The sequence below is a fragment of the Solibacillus cecembensis genome (assembly GCF_050272495.1).
GTDB lineage: Bacteria > Bacillota > Bacilli > Bacillales_A > Planococcaceae > Solibacillus > Solibacillus cecembensis.
The window spans coordinates 17,406-35,792 of record NZ_JBNNMF010000025.1; the positions used below are offsets into that span (position 1 = coordinate 17,406).

Genomic DNA, 18,387 nt, shown 5'->3' on the forward strand with positions numbered 1-18,387 from the left:
TGAAATGATATCGCTCGTCAACCCGTTATAGTTAATGAAGGAGGGAAAATGATGGACGATCAAGTAATTATTAAAAAAGTATTAGCAGGGGACAAAAGTGCCTTTGCTGAAATTATTCAAACATATAAAAATCCACTTTATGCCACGATTTTACGCATGACATATGATGCACAGCTCGCTCAGGACCTTGTACAGGAATCATTTATAAAAATTTATGAACAGCTAGCGCACTATAAAGCTACTGGTTCATTTAAAAGCTGGTTATACCGCGTAGCAATTAACCATTGTGTTGATGAACTACGAAAAAAATAGTACCAATATAAAAATGAACCAATTGAAGATGAACAGCTCGTTGGAAAAAATCATCCTGAAGTGGTGTATTTGAAAAGGGAAAGGGAGCGGCAATTAGAACGATTGTTGAGCCAATTATCCGAGCAGGAACGAATGATTTTATTACTACGCTATAACAATGAATGCACCTATGAAGAAATTAGTGAGTTGCTGCGCATTTCAGTATCGGATGTGCGCAACAAATTGCATCGTTCAAAGAAAAAAATGCGCCAACAAGTAAAAGAGGGAGGCGAATATTATGAATTGTCCGAGCGTGGATAAGCTATCGCAATATGTGGATCAATTATTAAATCAAGAGGAACAGAAAAATGTTGAAGAACACCTAAAACAATGTGTGAGTTGTCAGCAAATTGTTGCGTTATTTGAAGGAGAAGAACAATTTATAAAAGACACACTTCAAGCTCCAACATTACCAGATGATTTTGAAGAGAAAATTTTAGCACAAGTGAAGCCGTATAAGAAAAAACGAGCTTTTTGGAAAGTAGGATCAGGTGTCGCGGCGGCAGCGGTTTTGTCCGTTGGTATTTTAACAGCGGTCAGTCCGAGCTTTGCGCAATTAATTACCAGTTTCTTTGCAACAGAGCAGGTAGATTCAGGCTTTCATGAGGCAGAAATGCTTGGTTTTGTTGAGGACGTGAATTATGAAGCGACGGACAACGGGCTAACTGTCCGAATTAATGAGGTGATGGCAGATACAACACGAATTGCCTTCACGTACCAAGTCATCGATAAAAATGGCAAGGTAAAAAATCCGCATATTGAAAATTGGAATGAAAAGAATAACATGAAATTTATGAATAAATCGAATGAGGAATTGCCGCAAGAAGATTACGGTTCGTGGCACTACAAAGAAGGGGATATTGGCCTTTTCGAAATGAGGACACCAAATGTTTCGGAAGACGTTATATTAAAATGGCAAATCCGAGACATTAATGGCAAAGAGGGAACTTGGGATATGGACATTCCGATCCCAATCGAAAAAGCATTAGCCTCCATGACAGAGCTTGATTTACAAAACGCAACGTATGCACAACAAAATGTAAGTGTTACATTTGAAAAAGTGCGATTTTCGCCATCCGCAACGGAAATTAGTTATACAACCGCCTTTACAGAGCCGTTAAAAGAAACGAAATTATCGGCAAAAGAACATGGGCAACCAAAAGTAGAAGTGGCTTATACAATTGAAGATGAAAATGGTGCGCTACTTGCAACGAATTTCCCGTATAGCTTTTATTTTGATAACGGTCAAGGAGCCATTTCAGGATTTGGTTCCACTTCAGATGATCAACAACAATTTAGCCAAAAGGAAATGTTTGTCCCGATAAAAGCAGAAAAACCATCTATTGTTGTAGCAGGTTTTTTAAATCATGAAATGGTTGAGGAATCTGTAAAAATTTATCCTCCAGATTTGAAAAATAAGGAGAAAGACAAACCATTGCTTGTATTTAACGGTGAGCCGATAACGGTTAAGTCCATGGGGAAAGTGACGAAAACAGGATGGCGAATGGAATGGCCATTTTTACTGCGAGAACGTTATGTAGAAATAACGATTGACTATGACCGAGAAAAAATAAAAGAGGAGCTGGATAGCTGGGTTTTAGAGAATTCCAAGGGTGAGTTGTATACGATTTATAATAGTGGAGACCGTTTGCTCGTATATGGGGTGGATTCTTTAGACGAGGAATTTACGCTTCACCTGACGAAAGTTGTGAAGTTTAATCCGTTGGAAGAACCTTGGCGTATTCCGCTTTATGAATAAAAAAGACGTAGCTCTTAAAAAAATGAGAGCTATGTCTTTTAATTTTTTTGTAAGTAAATTAAGAAAGTAGTGCCACTATTTAATGTACTTTTTACCTGGATTCGTCCATTATGGGCTTGGATAAAGCGATAGGCAATAGCTAAACCTAAACCTGTACCACTACTTTTACTTGTTGTAGTAGTACCCCGATAATATTTTGTGAAAAGTTGATCAATCGTTTCTTTATCCATCCCTATTCCATCATCATCGATTTTTAATACAATTTCATTTGAGCTTAGTTGTGATATGAAAAAGGTAATCGTTGTTTTAGGTGGATTATGTACGATAGTATTCACTAAAATATTCTGGATGGCTCTTTGTAATAGCACTGGGTCGAACTGTATGTTTAACATTTCTATCTCGGCTTCAAAAATAATTTGAGTGTCGTGATAGCGTGGGTCCATTTTAAAATCCTCTAGTACACCTTGAATAAATGTAACGATATCTTCCGTTTTAAAGAAAATAGGTACTGTTTGTTCTGGTGAATCGATTAAAGCGACATGCTGTAAATCGTTAATTAACTCTTCGATATGCTGCCCCTTATCTGCAATTTCACCTATAAATGTTTGCTGTTCTTCGGTTGACCATTCATAAGAAGGGTTGAGCAGTAATGTAGAATAGCCATTAATATAAGTTAATGGTGTTTTTAAATCGTGGGAAATACCTGCAATCCAATCTAGTTTTGCTTCATCAATTTTCTTGCGATGCTGCTCTGTTGCTTGTAAATTATCATGAAGCACACCTAAATCGACAATAATATTTTTATAAATTAAATACCTTAGTTTGATTTTCCCGTTCTTGTTATAAATTTTCCGATCAAAGATGTCTTTATCAAATTCACTGGTTGTTAAATGTTGAATCCATTTTTGAATGGACCATAGAGGGCTAGCAAAATACCATGCAAAAAGGGAACTACAAGTAACGATTTGTAATGTAAATACGATAATAACGGTTAGCGTTGCATATGGGTTGTCTTCCGTAAAACCAAGGAAAGGTAAGAGTATTTCTATAGTCACTGCCATGGCAATTGTCATTGTACATACCCAGAAGATAATTCCCAAAAGAAAATAAATTATGAAAAGAACCATATTATAAATCCCTTTTAATCGGTGGAATGAACTTATAACCTAACCCACGCATATTGACGATGATTGTTGGATTTTTTGAGTGATCCCCTAGTTTTCTTCTAATTTTGGAAATATGCATCGCAACCGTTTTTTCATCTCCCCAAAATTGTTCTCCCCATACACGCTCATATAGCTGAGATGAAGTAAAAAGCTGATTTGGATGTTTAAAGAAAAATGTCATAAGCTCAATTTCTTTTGCAGTACATATGACAACTTCATCATGTACTTTTAATAGCGCTTGTGTCGGATCGAAAAAAATAGTTGGAAATTGATAAATTTCGGGTAGCGATGATTTTGTTTCATAAAGCTTTTGACGTCTGAGTATCGAATTTATGCGTGCAACAACTTCGAGCGGGTTAAATGGTTTTGTAATATAATCATCACCCCCAATACCTAGGCCAAGAAGTTTATCGTAATCGGTTGAGCGCGCTGTAACGAAAATAATAGGTGCCAATGAATGCTTGCGTATTTCCTGACAAAGATCAAAACCATTACAATCCCCTAACATGACATCGAGCAAAATAATATCATATGATTGCTGTTTTACTAATGACAGTGCATCCATACCTGATGTAGCTGTTGTTATATTTAAAAAGTGTTCCTTCATTAATGTAATTTTCAGTAACGTTAAGATTCCTTCTTCATCGTCTACTAATAAAATTCGACTGTCCTCCATTTTTTCACCACCATCAAATTGTAGATATTTAATTATAGCGTATCATAATTCTCATCATTAATTTCCATAAAAATATTCCCTGAAGTTTAATTACAGTTTACTTAAATTTTACTTTCATTTTCTATGCTTATTGTAAGTTGCTAAACGGCGTATTGAATGGAGGAAGGAAAATGAAAATATCAATTCATAATGTAAGTCGGAAATATGGTCAGCATGTAGCCATTAAGGAGTTAAATCTTGAGTTAACTAATGGGGTATTTGGGTTACTAGGTCCGAATGGTGCTGGAAAATCAACTTTAATGAAAATGCTTGCCACTATTGAAAGGCCGTCTGCTGGAAAAATCTATGTTAATGAATTGGATATAACGAAGTCACCAAAACAGATACGTAAGCAATTAGGCTATTTGCCACAAGATTTTGGGATTTATCCGAACATGACACCGATAGAATTTTTAGAGTATATGGCGGTAATGAAAGGTCTAACAGCTAAATCAGCTAAAATACGCATTCTCGAACTACTGGAGTTATTGAATCTTGAACAGCATCGAAACCGGATGATTGGTAGTTTCTCTGGGGGAATGAAGCAACGGGTTGGAATCGCACAGTCTTTATTGAATGATCCGATGTTATTAATTGTCGATGAGCCAACAGTTGGCCTAGATCCACAAGAACGCATTAATTTTAGAAATCTACTAGCATCACTTTCAACAAATAGAATTATTATTTTATCTACACATATTGTATCTGATATTGAAAGTTTGGCTACTAATATAGCGATACTTGTGAAAGGCGATTTGCAAGTTCAGGCAACACCAGAAGCGTTAATCCAACAAGTTGAAAATAAGGTTTGGCAAAGTGTCATTCCTTCAAGCACTCTAGCGGAAGTGCAAAAGAAATTTATAGTAAGCTCAATGGCACACCGTAGTGATGGCTTACATGTTCGTATTGTTAATGAACATAAGCCCTTGCAAGATGCGATAATAGTGGAGTCTTCTTTAGAGGATGCGTACTTGTATCACGTAGTAAAGAAGGTTGAGCGGATATGAAAATAATTATGAATTCCGTACTGATTGCGAAAGGGCATTTACTTACACAAACGAGGTCTTATACGTTTTTTTTAATCATTGGTTTAACACTTTTTTAAGTTACTTATTCATTCCAAGTGCTGACCGACATTATGAAGTGTTTTACATTGGTGGAGTACGAGGGGTTTATAACTCAGCCTGGCTCGGGGGCATGCTTGCCATGGTCAGCAATTTGCTATTATGGTTATTCGGTTTTTACTTTTTAAGAGGAACCATTAGTAAGGATGAGCAGCTACGTGTAGCACCGTTCATTGCGACTTCGCCAATTACAAAGAGCGCATACATTTGGACAAAGGTTTTGGCAAATTTTATTATATTGGTCATCATTAGCGCATCATTGCTGTTTTCGTTTATGTTTATGCAAATTATTAGAGCAGAGGACACAGACATTATATGGGGAGATTATTTGATGCCCTACTTTTGTCTGACCCTTCCATCTTTATTTCTTTTGGCTTCTCTTACGATTGTTTTTGATGTGATTGGGTGGCTAAAAGGTACTTTAGGAAACGTTATTTTTTTCTGCATGTGGATAGCAATTAGTGTATTATCGATTTCATTTTCAAATGTACTGCTCGATTTATTTGGATTAAATACAATTTTGTCAAACATGGTCAATGATGCGGCCCAAGTATTCCCGTTTTTAAAGGATAGTGACAGTGGGGGAAGTTTTGGCTATTACCCAGTAGCGAATGTCTTAACATTCACATGGGAAGGGATTGTATGGACAAAGGAAATGTTGATAAGTGTTTTTCTTTGGGGATTCATTGCAGTATGTAATATTTTGTTAGCGATAGTATCGTTTAATCGTTTTCAAAAGCAAAGGCAACTTACATCTGGTCCTAAAAAGCAGGAAGTAATTGAATTAACAAGAAAGCAAGTAGATGCGCGGGTATTATCACCAGTACAGTTCGAGCAATCAATCTACTATGCTCGATTGATTATTGGTGAGTGGAAGGTCTTACTGAGAGGGTATTCTAAATGGCTATATGGGATTTTAATTATTTCTATTATTTTAAGTTTTGCCTTACCAATGAATATTTTAATAAGTTGGTCACCGTTATTCATGTTATTCCCACTTGCTATTTGGTCAAAAATGGGTACGGTAGACACTACTAATCGAACGGAACAGTTAATACTGTCCACGTTTAATGCATCAATAAAATATTTTATTACATGGCTTTCTGGTCTATTTATCACGCTCATTTATTCGTTCGGATTTGTTTTACGACTTAGTTTAGCTGGGGATACTCGTGCGGGGATTGCTTATGTAATTGGGATTATGTTTATTGTGACATTGGCGATTACGCTAGGCTATTTCACTAAATCAAGAAGGGTCTTTGAATCAATTTATCTTTTACTATGGTATATGGGACCAGTTAATCAAATCCCATATTTAGATTTCGCAGGGCTTTCTACAAATCATTCGTTACAGTATTTTATTATTTCTATATTTTTAATGGGTAGCGTAGTTATTTTACAAAAGAAAAGAAAAGAAAAGAAAAGAAAAGAAAAGAAAAGAAAAGAAAAGGATGGGATATGGGATGAAATATAAACTATTAGGTATTATAGGTGCGGTAATTATCTCCACTGTTATATTGATCGGCTTTGTGATAACTAAGGAAGATTCAAAAACATCGACGCAGTATAATATCGACAATATTAATACGATTGAAGTTCAAACAAATGCTTCAAATATCGTATTTGTTGCATCTGAAAATAGTGAGGTCACAGTGCAAACTTCTGAAAAAATGAAGGTAGATACTACGATTTCAGGCGATACTTTACGTATTGTATCAGACGGTACAGGGAACGGAATTGTAAATTTAAAGAATGGAGAAATACTAATAGATATACCAACAAGTGCATTGCTTAGGCTAATCGCAAATACAGATTCTGGGGAAATACATGTAGAGGACATTGGTTTATCTAGCTTAAAAGCAACGTCGATATCAGGGGAAATTACTGTTAAACGACTAACTGATCAATTTACGATTGTTAATGAATCGGGTAACGTTGAAGTAGCATCGATTGGAGATTCAATCGGGCATAGCAACATAAAGACTAATTCTGGCCATATTAATGTACAGTTTTTAGAAAAACCACAAGCTATAACTGCGGAAACAAAGTCAGGGAAAATAACAACCGCCTTATTTCCAGCTGCTAGTATTAAATCACAGAATGCTGGCTATATACTACAAGAGGGACTTGAGACAGAAGAGGATTTTTTACAGCTAAATAGTATAACGGGGAATATTAATATTCACTAAAATATTTGCTATATAAATTGAACTAAAGAACCCATCTTTTATTAAAGATGGATACCCCCAGAAAAGAACATAAATTCCTTTCGTTTTCTGTTGTGGAGTATTCTAAATAGATAGCTGACTAAATTGTATGGCTATGAATTTGAACACTTTTAGTCATATATATAAAATACATCTTTGTTGTGGAAGGGCTTTCATTGTGTTTGTTTCAAAAACAATACAAAATGAAAGAAGTAGGGGGACACAATATGAACATACAAGAATTAAACTCATTTTTAACTTTATATAAAAAAGAAACGCAGCAAACGGAAGAGTGGCTAGAACGCCGTCTCATTCAAGCGGTGGACCCACAATTCAGTTTTACAACAGAAGAATTAACTTTTGGTGCGCGTGTTGCTTGGCGCAATAGTAATAAGTGCATTGGTCGATTATTTTGGAATAGCTTAACGGTGTTGGATCAACGTCATTTATTGGATGAGGAAGCGATTTTTGCTGCATTACTGGAGCATATTTCCTTTGCTACGAATAGTGGGAAAATTCGTCCAGTTATTTCGATTTTTGCGCAAAATCGGGTACATATTTGGAATCATCAGCTCATTCGCTATGCCGGCTATGAAACGGCGGATGGTGTGCTAGGTGATTCAGATTCACTCGCTTTTACAAAAACATGTGAAGCACTCGGGTGGCGCGGAGCACGGACAAATTATGATGTGTTACCACTTGTCATTCAATTAGATGACCACCCACCGAAATTTTTTGAAATTCCGAAAGACGATGTAGTCGAAGTGCAAATCGAGCATCCACACTATGATTTTTCGAGCTTACAAATGAAATGGTATGCCGTTCCGATTATTTCGAGTATGCGCTTTAATATTGGTGGAATTGATTTTCAAGCAGCACCGTTTAATGGCTGGTATATGGGCACGGAAATTGGCGCGCGTAATTTAGCTGATGAAGCGCGCTATCATTTCTTGCCAAAAGTCGCACAGCAAATGGGGATTGAAACGACTTTGAATGCATCACTTTGGAAGGACCGTGCACTCGTAGAATTAAATGTAGCGGTGTTGCATTCCTATAAAAAAGCAGGTGTGAGCATTGTCGATCATCATACTGCGGCGCAACAGTTTGAATTGTTTCAACAGCAGGAGCAAAAAGAACAGCGCGAAGTAACAGGGAACTGGACGTGGCTCATTCCACCACTGTCACCTGCGACAACGTCTATTTATCATCAACCGATACCTAATAAAACGAAGAAGCCGAATTATTTTTATCAGCAACTTCCTTATAAATAAACAAAAATCCCCCTCATCCATCAAAGGAATAAGGGGGTTACTTGCGTCATTTATTCAAAATAATATCAATTAATTCATCGCGATCAATTAAATAAACGCCATTAATATCGGCCAGTTTTTTTGCCTGCTTTGTAAAATGGCTATTTGTCACAACCCAAGCTTCAGTCGCATTGTACATTTTGACAGCACCGATAATTTCCTGTACTGCTTTCACACCAACGGAACTAGAATAGCGCTTTGCCTGTACAGCAATGATTTCTTTACCATCGTTTAAGATTAAGTCTGCACCATAATCCCCGCTTGTCGCTGTGTAGCGCACCTTAAAGCCGCGGCGTTTAAATAACTCACCTAAAAAACGTTCGAAATCTTCACCGCTCATCACATCAACTTCACGGATGCCGGATTTGCGTAGCTTTGCTGTTTTTCGCGATCTCCACCAAATTTTAAAAGCGATTAATAATACAAAGTAAAGAGCAATCCCAATGCCGATACCTTGCAATGTTTCGCTAAAATACCAGCCAGCCGCACCTGCCAGGATGATCATGACCAATGTAAAATTAGGCATTCTTTTCTTTCTTCGTCGATTACGTTTACGCAACTTCAATATACTCCTTTAAGTTTTAATGTAAGTAGAGTATACCATAAATGAGCACATACGTTTGCTTTAGATAAATTGCTTTTTCGCGCTTATAAAGGAAGCAATAAATAATAGTGCGGAAGCGATTAAAAATAATGCAATCGGGATTGTCCAACTATTTGTCGCATCATGAACAAAGCCGAATAAAACAGGTCCAATTGCTGCGATTAAATAACCGACAGATTGCGCAAAGCCTGATAAATCAGCAGCTTCGAAGGCTGTTTCTGTTCGCAATGTGAAAAACATAAGGACAAGGCCAAATGAAGAACCGCCTGCAAAACCTAAAAACACCATCCATAATACGGCCAAGCTCGTCCACTCCATTAATACACCAGTAAACCCAATCACATAACAAAGTGAAAAGAAGAGTACAATCGGACGTTGTGATGAAAGTTTTCCAGCAATAATGGGAATGATAAATGTTAATGGAATTTGCGCAAGTTGCATGATAGAGCCCATCCAGCCAGCATCTTGTGCACTCATTCCCTGACTAATGAAAATGTCCGGTAGCCAAGCGCTTGAGCTATAAAAAATGAACGATTGTAAGCCCATCGTTGCGGCAATTGCCCAGGCAAGAGGGGATTTCCACATTTTCTTTTTCGGTGCGTCCGAGCTGGCAAATTTCATTTCTACTTTGTGGTCTTTCAATAAAGGAAGCCAAAAAAGTAATGTTAATATTCCTAAAATAAGTGAAAAGCCAAGTGCAGACTGCCAGCCAAAACCTGATGCAATCGGATAGCTAACACCTGCAGCAAGACCGGCAGAAATATTCATCGACACGGAATAAATCCCCGTTAATATGCCAATATGAAGCGGGAATTTTAGCTTGAAGTAACTAGGGATGAGCACGTTTCCGAAAGCGATAGCAACCCCGATTAGAATTGTCCCTAAAATAAGTAGTGCAGTCGAACCAACTGAACGTAGTAAAACACCTGCACATAAAATAATGACTGAATAAAACAGTGTCCATTCCATGCCAAATTTCCGAGCGATACGAGCGGCAAAAGGTGATACCACCGCAAAAGCAAGTAACGGTATGGTTGTTAAAAAACCAGCGAGAACGTTAGAAATGCCGAGTCCATCTCGTATAAAGGATATGATGGGTCCAACGACTGTTAAAGGTGTTCGGAGTGTTGTCGCAAAAAAAATAATAGCTAGTGTAAATAGCCAAATAGATTTATTAGATAGTAAGTTTTTGTTTGTGTTTGTATCTAGTTTGGAATTCATTTTCCACGCTCCTGTTCTTGAATAAAACCCATTATACCAGACACCACTAATTGTACGAATAATCTAAAAAGAAAGAAAAGTTCGAATCGGTTGCTATCAAAAAAATGGTATGCTAGAATTTGAATCGTTATTGAAATTAAATATTACATTACCTCATGTCAAAATGAGGTAGAGGTCGCAAGCATTAATATTAGTATAGCGGAGATTGAGAAAATCGGTGAAACTATATGAAAGGAATGATTGCCGAAGTGTCATTTTGATTCTCAAAAGATGATGCTGGGGCTGTCTCCGAAAGGAACAGAACTGTCACATGTGTAAACATGTGTTGAGCTATCTTTCAAGTTTGTCTGGTGTTAAATAAAGCCGTCACAAAAACTTGTGGCGGCTTTTTATCTTCATTTAACTCTATACAAACGAAACAAAAAGGAGAATTTTTCATGAGTGAGATAAAAATCGATCAACTTGGTAATAAAAATCAATTAAAAAGAAGCTTGAAAAGTCGTCACATTACGATGATTTCTTTAGGGGGAACAATTGGGACAGGGCTCTTTTTAGCTTCTGGTGGTGCAATTGCACAAGCAGGTCCTGGTGGTGCATTACTTGCCTACGCATTAATTGGTGTGATGGTGTACTTTTTAATGACGAGCTTAGGTGAAATGGCCGCGTATATGCCAACTTCTGGTTCGTTCAGTACGTATGCAACGAAATTTGTTGACCCGGCACTAGGCTTTGCATTAGGTTGGAACTATTGGTACAACTGGGCAATTACGATTGCAGCAGAAATCGCAGCTGTATCGTTAATTATGAAATATTGGTTCCCAAATAGTTCATCGATTACATGGACAATCTTATTTATTGTCGTTGTTCTATCATTTAACTTAATGTCAGTTAAAGCGTATGGTGAAAGTGAATATTGGTTTTCGATGATTAAAGTAGTAACCGTGATTGTATTTATTATTGTCAGCTTCCTGATGATTTTTGGAATTTTAGGTGGCAATGATCCGGTAGGCTTTAAAAACTTCTTCGTTGGAGATGCACCGTTTAATGGTGGTTTCCTAGCAATATTCGGTATTTTCTTAGCGGCAGGTTTCTCGTTCCAAGGGACAGAGATGCTTGGTGTAACAGCTGGTGAAACAGATGATCCAGCAAAAAATATTCCAAAGGCGGTACGTTCAGTATTTTGGCGTATTTTACTGTTCTACATTTTTGCAATTGGTGCAATTGGTTTATTAATTCCGTATACGGATTCACGTTTACTATCAGAAGATATTGCGACAAGTCCATTTACATTAGTATTTGAAAACTTAGGCTTTGCATTCGCGGCATCCGTGATGAATGCGATTATTTTAACAGCGATGCTATCTGCCGGAAACTCTGGTTTATATGCAGCAAGCCGTATGTTATTCCAATTAGCAGTCGATGGAAAAGCGCCGAAGTTTTTTGCAAAAGTGAATACACGCGGCATTCCAGTGTATGCGTTAATCGCGACAATGGCTGTAGGTTGCGTATCATTTTTAGCTTCATTCTTTGGTGATGGTGTTGTTTATATTTGGTTATTAAACGCATCGGGACTGTCCGGATTTATTGCATGGCTAGGAATTGCAATAAGTCATTATCGTTTCCGCCGAGCATACGTTGCGCAAGGGCACTCACTAAGCGATTTGCCTTATGTATCGAAATTTTTCCCATTTGGTCCATTATTCGCGTTTGCTCTATGTACGATTGTTATTTTAGGACAAAATTACATGGCGTTCATGGGTGGCACAATCGACTGGTACGGCGTTTTAGTATCATATATTGGTATCCCTTTATTCGTAGCACTGTGGGTCGGTTATAAATGGAAGCACAAAACGAAAGTCGTGCCATTAATGGATTGTGATTTAACAAATAAGTACTAACTTGATTCAGTAAAGCTGAATCAAGTTTGTGCCCCGGCGTAATTGATTAGGAAAGCAAAATCTCATTTATTTGAGGTTTTGCTTTTTTTATTCTGCTTATGCCAAAAGTTAAATCGAGATGGTATTATTAGAATATAATGAAGGAACTAAACATAGCGTTGCTACCAGCAGGCTATTGACGATAATAGAAAGTGAAGGAAGTGAAGAAGGGTGACTGTTTCAACGGGGTTTTATAAAAAAATTTACAACTGGCTAATGGATGCGGAAAAAAGTGAAGTGCTATACCGACCATTTATAATAGATGGAAATCCGTACAAATCACGTGTGTTTTTAGTCGGTTCGAATGCCATGCCGTTATTTAAGGTGATACCAAGCGGCGAAAAGTTATTTGCTGATGCATTAGTGAATACCGATTTATTGGAAGATTTATTTTTCAATGAAATCAAACATGCACCGCGTGAATTTAAAGGATCGTTACACTTTGCTAAATGGCTGCAAAACGAATTAGATGAAACGACCGTTTATACATCTTTAAATGCGTATCAAGTGGAAAATGCCGATGATTTAAAGTTAGTAAAAAAGGAAAACCCAGAAGCTTTTGCACGCGGGCAAGTTATATTTGAAGAGCTATTTAATGAGCTGCAACCAGAAATTATTGTACTTCAAGGGACAGCTGCATTGAATCAATTTAAAGCGATGTATGCAGAACATCTAGTAATTTACAATCCTACAATAACAAAGGTGCAACATTTAGAAGTAGAAGGGCCATTTGCAGAAATGCGTGATCTAAACGGTAAAAAGGTGCATATTTTTGCAACGCGTAGCATGTCTTACTTTGGAAAAGACGGGCTGAAGTTTGAAGAATTTAAAAATGAAATCCGTAAAATTTTAGAAAAATAGGGTGAAATCCGAACATTGAGCTTGTTGTAAAAGTAAAAAACACCATATTTCCGAATAATAAGAATAATTTTTTTATTTTAGTTTTATTGCTTTTCCAAAATGAGATGATTATAATTGGAACATTCACAGGACTTAATTAAATTATATAGCAGGCATTCACCTTGAACGATAGATTTAGAAGATGAATGCTTGAAGACAATTAAATAACTTTACTCATATAATAGCGAGGATAAGGCTTGCGAGTTTCTACCGATTTACCATAAACAAATCGACTATGAGTGAAGCATGATTAACGAATGAATTGTCCGATTATTCACTTAGAATTATTGCGCGATACATCTGTTATTTCTTTTGAATTTTACTCGAAAGACTTGCTCCACTTATTACATGGAGACAGGTTTATCGAGTTTTTTTGTATCTAGAAAATGTTTTGAAAATAAAAGGAGGACGTATTTATATGCAACGCTTAAAAGAAAAGATTGAACAAGAAGGACAAGTACTATCAGATGTTGTCTTAAAAGTAGATTCATTTTTAAATCATCAAATTGACCCACTTTTAATGAAGGAAGTCGGGGAAGAGTTTGCGAATCGTTATGCAGATCAAGTGATTACAAAAGTATTAACGATCGAGTCTTCAGGTATCGCACCAGCGACATTTTTAGGATTAACATTAGGCGCACCAGTCGTATTTGCACGAAAACGCAAATCACTAACGCTTACAGATAATTTATATACATCGAAAGTACATTCATTTACTAAGAACGAAACAAATGAAATTTCGGTTTCACAAAAGTTTTTATCAGCAGATGATACGGTCATCATTATTGACGATTTCTTGGCAAATGGCGAGGCGTTAAAAGGTTTAGTAGACATTGCAAATCAAGCTGGCGCAACAATTGTTGGTGCAGGGATTGTTATTGAAAAAGGATTCCAAGGTGGCGGTAAAATTTTACGAGAGCAAGGTTTACGTATCGAATCATTAGCTAATATTAAATCCTTAGCTAATGGTAAAGTAGAGTTTTTCGACTAGATCACTTGATAATTACTCATCAAGAGTACACATAAATTGGGGGAAACCGTTTTTATGAATAACACAAAAGCTACAATGCTTGGTATTCAACATTTACTTGCCATGTATGCAGGTGCGATTTTAGTGCCGTTAATTATCGGTGGGGCACTTAACTTTACCCCTGCTCAAATGACGTATTTAGTCGCGATTGATATTTTTATGTGCGGTGTAGCAACATTGCTACAAGTATGGAAAGGTCGCTTTAGCGGAATTGGTTTACCTGTTGTATTAGGTTGTACATTTACTGCGGTAAGTCCAATTATTGCGATTGGAAGTACGGGTGGTTTAGGCGATGTGTACGGCGCGATTATCGCATCAGGTGTAATCATTGTTATTATCGGTGGATTATTCGGTAGATTAATTCCGTTTTTCCCGCCAGTTGTAACAGGTTCGGTTGTAACGATTATCGGAATTAGCTTAATCCCAGTAGCCATCAACAATATGGGTGGCGGACAAGGTGCTCCTGATTTTGCATCTGGCTCAAACGTAGCACTTGCCTTTATTACATTGATTATTATTTTAGTTGTATACCGTTTTACTGTTGGGTTTGTTCGCGCAATCTCTATTTTACTAGGAATGGTAGCAGGTACAGTGCTTGGTATAATCATGAACAAAGTTGACTTTACACCAGTAGTAGAAGCTTCTTGGTTGCACATTATGCAACCATTTTACTTAGCGACACCTACGTTTAACGCATCTGCTATTGTAACAATGACATTAGTTGCGATGGTTTCATTAGTAGAATCTACAGGTGTTTACTATGCATTGAGTGATATTTGTAAAAAACCATTAACCTCAAAAGATTTAGCAAAAGGGTACCGTGCAGAAGGTATAGCATCGATTATTGGTGGTATTTTCAACGCATTCCCTTATACGACATTTTCTCAAAACGTTGGTTTAACGCAAATGTCGGGTGTACGTGATCGTAAAGTAATTTACATTACAGGAGGTATGCTTGTAGCACTTGGTTTCCTTCCGAAATTAGCAGCAATCACAACAATCATCCCGACGCCAGTTCTTGGGGCAGCGATGTTAGCCATGTTTGGTATGGTTATTACGCAAGGGATTCGCATGCTAGCACCTGAAATTGCAAAATCGATGGAAAATACGATGGTCGCAGCGATTGCAGTTAGTTTAGGTGTTGGTGTTGCAAGTGTACCAGGCGTTTTTGGAAATATTACAAATGGTTTACCAGCATGGTTAGCAGAAATATTGACTGTTATTACTTCAAACGGTATTGTGGCTGGTTCGATTACAGCGATTTTACTTAACATTTTATTTAATATGATTGGACCGAAACGTAAAGATCCGATGCATATAGATTAATAGAAACCTTTATAAAAGGAATGGTCTCAACATCTCGTGAGACCATTCCTTTTTATTATTGATTATGAAATATGTTCTTCTTGTACGCTTTGAGATTTACCGATATGTGTTAAACGTTGTGCAAAAGTTTCGTTACGCAATGCTGAGCTTTTGAAAATTTCTTGATACTCATAAGCTGGCGTACCGTGTTCAATTACGTCAAGACCAGCAATTTCTTCTTCTTTCGATACGCGAAGTGGCACAAATAGTTTAATAAAGAATAGACCACCCGTAACAGTCACGCTCACCCAAGCGATAATTGCTAATACGCCAATCGCTTGCACACCTAGTAAACTAATGCCCCCGCCATAGAATAAGCCTTTACCACCGATGTCAAAAAGTCCAACTGCAAGTGTACCCCAAATACCACAAATACCGTGTACTGCTACTGCACCTACTGGATCATCTACTTTAAGTTTCCATTCAATAAATCGAACACCTTCAACTAACAATGGAGCTGCAATAGCACCGATACAAATAGCACCGACAATACTGACATTTGCTGCCCCAGCTGTAATTCCTACTAAACCAGCTAATGCGCCATTTAGTGTTAGAGAGCCGTCAATATGACCATAACGGAATTTTGTGTAGAAAGCTGTTGCCACCACACCAGCAGCAGCAGCAAAAAATGTGTTTGCAATAACGCCAGGAACGGTTGCAGGATCCGCTGCTAAAGTGGAAGCACCATTGAAGCCAAACCAACCTAACCAAAGAATGAAGACACCTAATGCCCCAAGAGGAATACTGTGCCCTTTAATAACATTGACTTTACCATCACCATATTTTCCAAGACGAGGACCAATCATAATAGCGGCTACAAATGCTGCTACGGCACCAGTTAAATGCACAACTGTTGAGCCTGCAAAGTCTACAAAACCAATATTAGTTAACCAGCCACTACCACTCCAAATCCAATGACCGACCACGGGATAAACGAATAATGTCATTAAAACAACAACACCTATATAGGCCATAATATTCGTACGTTCTGCAACGGCACCTGATAGAATTGTAGCGCCTGTTGCTGCAAACATAGCTTGGAAGATAAAAAAGCCAATATCCTCAACCCCATTTAAAGCAAAGCCACTTGTTCCGATAAAGCCACCAGCAGTATCACCAAACATAATGGCATAGCCACATAAGAAATAAACGATACCACCGAGTGAAATTGTAATGAAGTTTTTCATAATAATGTTGACGGCATTTTTTGAGCGTGTGAAGCCTGCCTCCACCATTGCAAATCCTGCGTGCATAAAGAACACTAAAATTGTCCCGAGCATAACCCACACTAAATTAACAGATAACATAACTTCCTCCATACCTATCGCCTCCTCTATTCTACTGCAATCGATCCGACTTCTTTCGTACGAATACGAATGGCCTGTTCTACAGGATAAATAAAAATTTTGCCGTCCCCAACTTTACCGGTTGCTGCATCACGTAATAGGACTTCCACAATAGCTTCTACCTTTTCGTCATCAACGACCATTTCTAATTTTAGCTTTGGTAAAAACTCAATTTCATACGTATTTCCACGGAATAAACCTGTGCGCCCTAATTGACGACCGCATCCAGCAATTTCGGAAATACTTAACCCTGAAATTCCAATCTCTGCAAGTCCGTCACGAACAAGACCAAAAACTTCTTGACGAATGATTGCCTCTATTTTCTTCATCAGCACCAGCTCCTTACGTTAATTTAATTTAAATGTTAAAGCTGCTTGGTAAAGTGCGCAATGCTTTTCTTTACCTTCATGTTAGAAGATGTAACATAGAATTTTTCGGATTCCGTAGTAGTTTCTTAGAAAAGCTTTTGTAAAGGGAATGAAAGCGGTACTAAAATATATGTCTAAAATGTGAACAGTTCTAAATTTTCTGAATTTTAAGGGGGTTATTTTACATCGGAGTCAATTTAGGGGGAGGCTATTAAATGACCGGAATACGAATGTTTGAATTTATATATATGATAAAATGAATTAAAGTTCGTATAATGGCTTATTTTTATGGTTGTTAGTTTAATATTGTTCGTTTTAGAAAAGAAAAGAAATAGATTAGGAAATGCTTTTGTATAATTCAGAAAAACAGTTGACATAAGGGGTTTTGAACTGTATTGAGAGGGGAGAGTATAGACGTAAAAAGGAATCTCGTGAAATTAAATTATGAAGACGGTTACTTAGATTTACACATAGGGGATTGTTAACTGGATTTGTAAGCGGGTGAAATAAATATTAGTATACTAATATTATTAAGAGAAAAAGCAAAAATTTAATGTATGTAAAGTTTCAAAACGCAGCAAAAGGCTGTCCTGAAATTCATGAGAATGGCGCATAGGACAGCCTTTTTAGTGGGGAGAGGTTCGTCTAATAGTTTAAAATAACCTGTTCAAATGGATGATTTGTTAAAAGTTCCTTTGTGGCGAGCTCAACAACCTTTTGTTCTGAACTGGCAATGACTAAAATACGATATAATTCAAAATCTTTATAATAGGCTTCACCTTCAACTACATAAAACTGAAACTTCGAGTAAATCATAGGAATATCGACGACAATTTCAAATCCATCCTCGATAAATTGAATTCTTTTCATCCGATAAAAACCTCCTGTTGCTATATTTTGCGCCGCTAAATGGGAAGTATACGGATGGAAAATGAGGTTTTTTTGGTAGTTTATTTACATTTAAAGCTGTTTAGAAATAAAAAA

The 18,387-nt window shown here is 37.2% G+C and carries 16 protein-coding genes, 1 pseudogene and 2 riboswitches; of the genes and pseudogenes, 10 read left to right on the forward strand and 7 right to left on the reverse strand.

Annotated features, from left to right (window positions below):
* Positions 1–51 precede the first annotated feature (51 nt).
* Positions 52–612: pseudogene (locus tag ACQKIH_RS18455) on the forward strand (RNA polymerase sigma factor).
* Positions 590–2,110 carry a DUF4179 domain-containing protein gene (locus tag ACQKIH_RS18460; protein ID WP_427768179.1) on the forward strand — a complete coding sequence of 507 codons (1,521 nt, stop codon included), beginning with the start codon at positions 590–592 and terminating at the stop codon, positions 2,108–2,110. The pseudogene ACQKIH_RS18455 and the gene ACQKIH_RS18460 overlap by 23 nt, the downstream one beginning before the upstream one ends.
* Positions 2,111–2,148: 38 nt before the next feature.
* On the opposite strand, the gene ACQKIH_RS18465 is transcribed toward ACQKIH_RS18460, so the two are convergent.
* A complete protein-coding gene (locus ACQKIH_RS18465) occupies positions 2,149–3,183 on the reverse strand; it encodes a sensor histidine kinase (protein WP_427768180.1) in 1,035 nt (344 codons plus the stop codon).
* Positions 3,184–3,238: 55 nt separating this feature from the next.
* The gene (locus ACQKIH_RS18470) at positions 3,239–3,952 is read right to left on the reverse strand and encodes a response regulator transcription factor (protein WP_427768181.1); all 714 of its coding nucleotides are present in this window, start codon (positions 3,950–3,952) and stop codon (positions 3,239–3,241) included.
* 170 nt (positions 3,953–4,122) lie between these two features.
* On the opposite strand from ACQKIH_RS18470, the gene ACQKIH_RS18475 reads away from it, so the two are divergent.
* The 4 genes from ACQKIH_RS18475 to ACQKIH_RS18490 all read left to right on the forward strand — a co-directional run bounded on the left by ACQKIH_RS18475 (position 4,123) and on the right by ACQKIH_RS18490 (position 8,593).
* Positions 4,123–4,998: an ABC transporter ATP-binding protein gene (locus ACQKIH_RS18475; RefSeq protein WP_427768182.1), complete on the forward strand. Its 876-nt coding sequence runs from the start codon at positions 4,123–4,125 to the stop codon at positions 4,996–4,998.
* Complete coding sequence (locus ACQKIH_RS18480) at positions 4,985–6,589, forward strand: hypothetical protein (protein ID WP_427768183.1); 1,605 nt, start codon at positions 4,985–4,987, stop codon at positions 6,587–6,589. The genes ACQKIH_RS18475 and ACQKIH_RS18480 overlap by 14 nt, the downstream gene beginning before the upstream one ends.
* A complete protein-coding gene (locus ACQKIH_RS18485) occupies positions 6,579–7,304 on the forward strand; it encodes a DUF4097 family beta strand repeat-containing protein (protein ID WP_427768185.1) in 726 nt (241 codons plus the stop codon). The genes ACQKIH_RS18480 and ACQKIH_RS18485 overlap by 11 nt, the downstream gene beginning before the upstream one ends.
* 245 nt (positions 7,305–7,549) lie before the next feature.
* Complete coding sequence (locus ACQKIH_RS18490) at positions 7,550–8,593, forward strand: nitric oxide synthase oxygenase (protein WP_427768186.1); 1,044 nt, start codon at positions 7,550–7,552, stop codon at positions 8,591–8,593.
* Positions 8,594–8,639: 46 nt separating this feature from the next.
* Here ACQKIH_RS18490 and ACQKIH_RS18495 read toward each other — a convergent pair whose 3' ends face one another.
* Positions 8,640–9,191, reverse strand: a complete 552-nt coding sequence (locus tag ACQKIH_RS18495) for a restriction endonuclease (RefSeq protein WP_427768187.1) — start codon at positions 9,189–9,191, stop codon at positions 8,640–8,642.
* Positions 9,192–9,257: 66 nt separating this feature from the next.
* Positions 9,258–10,457, reverse strand: a complete 1,200-nt coding sequence (locus ACQKIH_RS18500; RefSeq protein ID WP_427768188.1) for a CynX/NimT family MFS transporter — start codon at positions 10,455–10,457, stop codon at positions 9,258–9,260.
* Between the two features lie 161 nt (positions 10,458–10,618).
* Positions 10,619–10,798: riboswitch (Lysine riboswitch) on the forward strand.
* Positions 10,799–10,894: 96 nt separating this feature from the next.
* Here ACQKIH_RS18500 and ACQKIH_RS18505 point away from each other — a divergent pair.
* From ACQKIH_RS18505 to ACQKIH_RS18520, 4 genes are all read left to right on the forward strand, one after another.
* Positions 10,895–12,355 (forward strand): amino acid permease, encoded by a 1,461-nt coding sequence (locus tag ACQKIH_RS18505; protein WP_427768189.1) that lies wholly within the window; start codon positions 10,895–10,897, stop codon positions 12,353–12,355.
* A 210-nt stretch (positions 12,356–12,565) separates the two neighbouring features.
* Positions 12,566–13,255, forward strand: a complete 690-nt coding sequence (locus ACQKIH_RS18510; protein ID WP_427768190.1) for an RNA 2'-phosphotransferase — start codon at positions 12,566–12,568, stop codon at positions 13,253–13,255.
* Positions 13,256–13,448: 193 nt separating this feature from the next.
* Positions 13,449–13,550: riboswitch (purine riboswitch) on the forward strand.
* Between the two features lie 162 nt (positions 13,551–13,712).
* Complete coding sequence (locus tag ACQKIH_RS18515) at positions 13,713–14,285, forward strand: xanthine phosphoribosyltransferase (protein ID WP_427768191.1); 573 nt, start codon at positions 13,713–13,715, stop codon at positions 14,283–14,285.
* A gap of 54 nt (positions 14,286–14,339) precedes the next feature.
* Entirely contained in the window at positions 14,340–15,650 is a 1,311-nt protein-coding gene (locus ACQKIH_RS18520) for a nucleobase:cation symporter-2 family protein (RefSeq protein WP_427768192.1), read from the forward strand.
* A 62-nt stretch (positions 15,651–15,712) separates the two neighbouring features.
* Here the strand turns inward: ACQKIH_RS18520 and ACQKIH_RS18525 are convergent, their stop codons facing one another.
* The 3 genes from ACQKIH_RS18525 to ACQKIH_RS18535 form a co-directional block, all read right to left on the reverse strand.
* A complete protein-coding gene (locus ACQKIH_RS18525; RefSeq protein ID WP_427768193.1) occupies positions 15,713–17,008 on the reverse strand; it encodes an ammonium transporter in 1,296 nt (431 codons plus the stop codon).
* 14 nt (positions 17,009–17,022) lie between these two features.
* Positions 17,023–17,364: a P-II family nitrogen regulator gene (locus ACQKIH_RS18530; RefSeq protein WP_057988433.1), complete on the reverse strand. Its 342-nt coding sequence runs from the start codon at positions 17,362–17,364 to the stop codon at positions 17,023–17,025.
* A 684-nt stretch (positions 17,365–18,048) separates the two neighbouring features.
* Positions 18,049–18,273, reverse strand: a complete 225-nt coding sequence (locus ACQKIH_RS18535; RefSeq protein WP_057988435.1) for a hypothetical protein — start codon at positions 18,271–18,273, stop codon at positions 18,049–18,051.
* Between the last annotated feature and the right edge of the window lie 114 nt (positions 18,274–18,387).

Coding starts and splice junctions, on each gene's coding strand:
- ACQKIH_RS18500 (WP_427768188.1), bottom strand. CDS start 10,457: ATGAATTCCAAACTAGATACAAACACAAACAAAAACTTACTATCTAAT.
- ACQKIH_RS18465 (WP_427768180.1), bottom strand. CDS start 3,183: ATGACAATTGCCATGGCAGTGACTATAGAAATACTCTTACCTTTCCTT.
- ACQKIH_RS18470 (WP_427768181.1), bottom strand. CDS start 3,952: ATGGAGGACAGTCGAATTTTATTAGTAGACGATGAAGAAGGAATCTTA.
- ACQKIH_RS18475 (WP_427768182.1), top strand. CDS start 4,123: ATGAAAATATCAATTCATAATGTAAGTCGGAAATATGGTCAGCATGTA.
- ACQKIH_RS18485 (WP_427768185.1), top strand. CDS start 6,579: ATGAAATATAAACTATTAGGTATTATAGGTGCGGTAATTATCTCCACT.
- ACQKIH_RS18530 (WP_057988433.1), bottom strand. CDS start 17,364: ATGAAGAAAATAGAGGCAATCATTCGTCAAGAAGTTTTTGGTCTTGTT.
- ACQKIH_RS18460 (WP_427768179.1), top strand. CDS start 590: ATGAATTGTCCGAGCGTGGATAAGCTATCGCAATATGTGGATCAATTA.
- ACQKIH_RS18535 (WP_057988435.1), bottom strand. CDS start 18,273: ATGAAAAGAATTCAATTTATCGAGGATGGATTTGAAATTGTCGTCGAT.
- ACQKIH_RS18515 (WP_427768191.1), top strand. CDS start 13,713: ATGCAACGCTTAAAAGAAAAGATTGAACAAGAAGGACAAGTACTATCA.
- ACQKIH_RS18490 (WP_427768186.1), top strand. CDS start 7,550: ATGAACATACAAGAATTAAACTCATTTTTAACTTTATATAAAAAAGAA.
- ACQKIH_RS18520 (WP_427768192.1), top strand. CDS start 14,340: ATGAATAACACAAAAGCTACAATGCTTGGTATTCAACATTTACTTGCC.
- ACQKIH_RS18505 (WP_427768189.1), top strand. CDS start 10,895: ATGAGTGAGATAAAAATCGATCAACTTGGTAATAAAAATCAATTAAAA.
- ACQKIH_RS18525 (WP_427768193.1), bottom strand. CDS start 17,008: ATGGAGGAAGTTATGTTATCTGTTAATTTAGTGTGGGTTATGCTCGGG.